Source organism: Mesorhizobium sp. B2-4-6 (assembly GCF_006442775.1).
Classification (GTDB): Bacteria; Pseudomonadota; Alphaproteobacteria; order Rhizobiales; family Rhizobiaceae; genus Mesorhizobium.
The window spans coordinates 1-3,629 of the sequence record NZ_VFVI01000034.1 but is presented as its reverse complement, the minus strand read 5'-3'; the positions used below and the strand labels follow the sequence as shown (position 1 = coordinate 3,629).

The window sequence follows — 3,629 nt, the reverse complement described above, 5'->3', positions numbered from 1 at the left end:
CCACCGGCTCCTCCGATCGCGCCGTTCACGGCATTCCCGAGAGAACCGACCGTGCCGCCGAGCGAACCGCCGGCACCACCGGCTCCGCCGATCGCGCCGTTCACGGCGTTCCCGAGTGAGCCGACCGTTCCGCCGAGCGAGCCACCGATGCCACCAGCATCGCCGACTGCTCCATTCAGGGCGCTACCCAAGGCGCCGACGGCACCATTGGCAGCGCCACCAAGCGAGCCGACCGTGCCACCGAGCGAACCGCCGGCACCGCCAGCACCACCGACTGCTCCATTCAGGGCGCCACCCAGGGCGCCGACGGCACCATTGGCAGCGCCACCAAGCGAGCCGACCGTGCCGCCGAGCGAACCGCCGATGCCACCGGCACCACCGACTGCTCCATTGAGCGCATTACCCAGGGCGCCGACAGCACCACCGAGCGTACCGCCGGCACCACCGGCTCCGCCGATCGCGCCATTCACGGCGTTCCCGAGTGAGCCGACCGTTCCGCCGAGCGAGTCACCGATGCCACCGGCACCGCCGACTGCTCCATTGAGCGCATTACCCAGGGCGCCAACGGTGCCACCGAGCGTACCACCGGCACCGCCAGCTCCACCGATCGCACCGTTGACGGCGCTGGCCAACGAGCCAACCGCGCCGTTGGCAGCGCCACCAAGCGAGCCACCGATGCCGCCGGCCCCACCGACTGCTCCATTGAGGGCATTGCCCAGGGCACCAACGGCACCACCGAGCGTACCACCGGCACCGCCAGCTCCACCGATCGCGCCGTTGACGGCGCTGGCCAACGAGCCAACGGCACCACCGAGCGTGCCGCCGGCACCACCGGCACCGCCGATCGCGCCATTCAGCGCGGTACCCAGCGAGCCAACCGCGCCGTTGGCGGCACCGCCAAGCGAGCCGACCGTTCCGCCGAGCGAGCCACCGATGCCACCAGCACCGCCGACTGCTCCATTGAGCGCATTACCCAAGGCACCAACGGCGCCACCGAGCGTACCACCGGCACCACCGATCGCGCCGTTGACGGCGCTGGCCAACGAGCCAACCGCGCCGTTGGCAGCGCCACCAAGCGAGCCGACCGTGCCACCAAGCGAGCCGCCGATGCCACCGGCACCGCCGATCGCGCCATTCAGCGCGGTACCCAGCGAGCCGACCGCGCCGTTCGCGGCACCACCAAGCGAGCCGACCGTTCCGCCGAGCGAACCGCCGATGCCACCGGCACCACCGACTGCTCCATTGAGCGCGTTACCCAGGGCGCCGACTGCGCCACCGAGCGCGCCGCCGGCACCACCGGCTCCACCGACCGCACCGTTCACGGCGCTGGCCAACGAGCCAACTGCGCCGTTCGCGGCACCGCCAAGCGAGCCGACCGTGCCACCGAGCGAACCGCCGATGCCACCGGCACCACCGGCTCCGCCGACCGCGCCGTTGACGGCGCTGGCTAACGAGCCAACCGCGCCGTTCGCGGCACCGCCAAGGGAGCCGACCGTTCCGCCGAGCGAGCCACCGATGCCACCGGCACCTCCGACTGCTCCATTCAGGGCGCTACCCAAGGCGCCGACCGCGCCGTTGGCAGCGCCACCAAGCGAGCCGACCGTGCCACCGAGCGAACCGCCGATGCCACCGGCACCACCGACTGCACCATTGAGGGCATTACCCAGGGCGCCGACGGCGCCACCGAGCGTGCCGCCGGCACCACCAGCACCGCCGACTGCTCCATTGAGGGCATTGCCCAGGGCGCCAACGGCACCACCGAGCGTGCCGCCCGCACCACCGGCACCGCCGATCGCGCCATTCAGCGCGGTACCCAGCGAGCCAACCGCGCCGTTCGCGGCACCGCCAAGCGAGCCACCGATGCCACCGGCACCGCCGACTGCTCCATTGAGCGCATTACCCAAGGCGCCGACTGCGCCACCGAGCGCGCCTCCGGCACCGCCAGCTCCACCGATCGCACCATTCAGCGCTGTACCCAGCGAGCCAACCGCGCCGTTCGCGGCACCGCCAAGCGAGCCGACCGTGCCACCGAGCGAACCGCCGATGCCACCAGCACCGCCGACTGCTCCATTGAGGGCATTGCCCAGGGCACCAACGGCACCACCGAGCGAGCCGCCGGCTCCACCGACCGCACCGTTCACGGCGCTACCCAGGGCACCAACAGCGCCACCGAGCGTACCACCGGCACCGCCAGCTCCACCGATCGTGCCGTTGACGGCGCTGGCCAACGAGCCAACCGCGCCGTTGGCAGCGCCACCAAGCGAGCCGACCGTGCCGCCGAGCGAACCGCCGATGCCACCGGCACCACCGACTGCTCCATTGAGGGCGCCACCCAGGGCGCCGACGGCACCATTGGCAGTGCCACCAAGCGAGCCGACCGTTCCGCCGAGCGAGCCACCGATGCCACCAGCTTCGCCGACTGCTCCATTCAGGGCGCTACCCAAGGCGCCGATGGCACCATTGGCAGCGCCACCAAGCGAGCCGACTGCGCCACCGAGCGTACCACCGGCACCGCCAGCACCACCGACTGCTCCGTTGAGCGCATTGCCCAGGGCGCCGACTGCGCCACCGAGCGTGCCGCCTGCACCGCCGGCTCCACCGATCGCGCCGTTGACGGCGCTGGCCAATGAGCCAACCGTGCCACCGAGCGAACCACCGATGCCGCCGGCACCTCCGACTGCTCCATTGAGCGCATTACCCAAGGCACCAACGGCGCCGCCGAGCGTACCGCCGGCACCGCCAGCACCACCGACCGCACCATTGAGGGCATTGCCCAGGGCGCCGACAGCGCCACCGAGCGTACCGCCGGCACCGCCAGCTCCACCGATTGCACCGTTCACGGCGCTACCCAGGGCGCCGACAGCGCCACCGAGCGCGCCGCCGGCACCCCCGGTTCCACCGATCGCGCCGTTCACGGCATTCCCGAGAGAACCGACCGTGCCGCCGACCGTTCCGCCGATGCCACCGGCTCCACCGACTGATCCATTGAGCGCATTACCCAGGGCGCCTACGGCACCACCGAGCGTACCGCCGGCACCACCGGCACCACCGACTGCTCCATTGAGTGCATTACCCAGGGCGCCAACAGCACCACCGAGCGTGCTGCCGGCACCGCCGGCTCCATCGATCGCGCCGTTGACGGCGCCGGCCAACGAGCCAACCGCGCCGTTCGCGGCACCGCCAAGCGAGCCGACCGTGCCGCCGAGCGAACCGCCGATGCCACCGGCTCCACCGACTGCACCATTGAGGGCATTACCCAAGGCACCAACGGTGCCACCGAGCGTACCGCCGGCACCACCGGCTCCGCCGACCGCGCCGTTGACGGCATTGCCCAGGGCGCCGACGGCGCCACCGAGCGTGCCGCCGGCACCACCGGCTCCTCCGATCGCGCCGTTCACGGCATTCCCGAGAGAACCGACCGTGCCGCCGAGCGAACCGCCGGCACCGCCGGCACCGCCGATCGCGCCATTCAGCGCGGTACCCAGCGAGCCCACCGCGCCGTTCGCGGCACCGCCAAGCGAGCCGACCGTTCCGCCGACCGAACCGCCGATGCCACCGGCTCCTCCGATCGCGCCGTTCACGGCATTCCCGAGAGAACCGACCGTGCCGCCGAGCGAACCGCCGGCACC

Annotated in this window: 1 protein-coding gene; it reads right to left on the bottom strand. The window is 72.2% G+C overall.

Annotation, left to right across the window (positions count from 1 at the left end):
* On the bottom strand, window positions 1-3,629 hold a 3,629-nt coding region (locus FJ957_RS32045), incomplete at both ends, for a hypothetical protein (protein WP_181180788.1).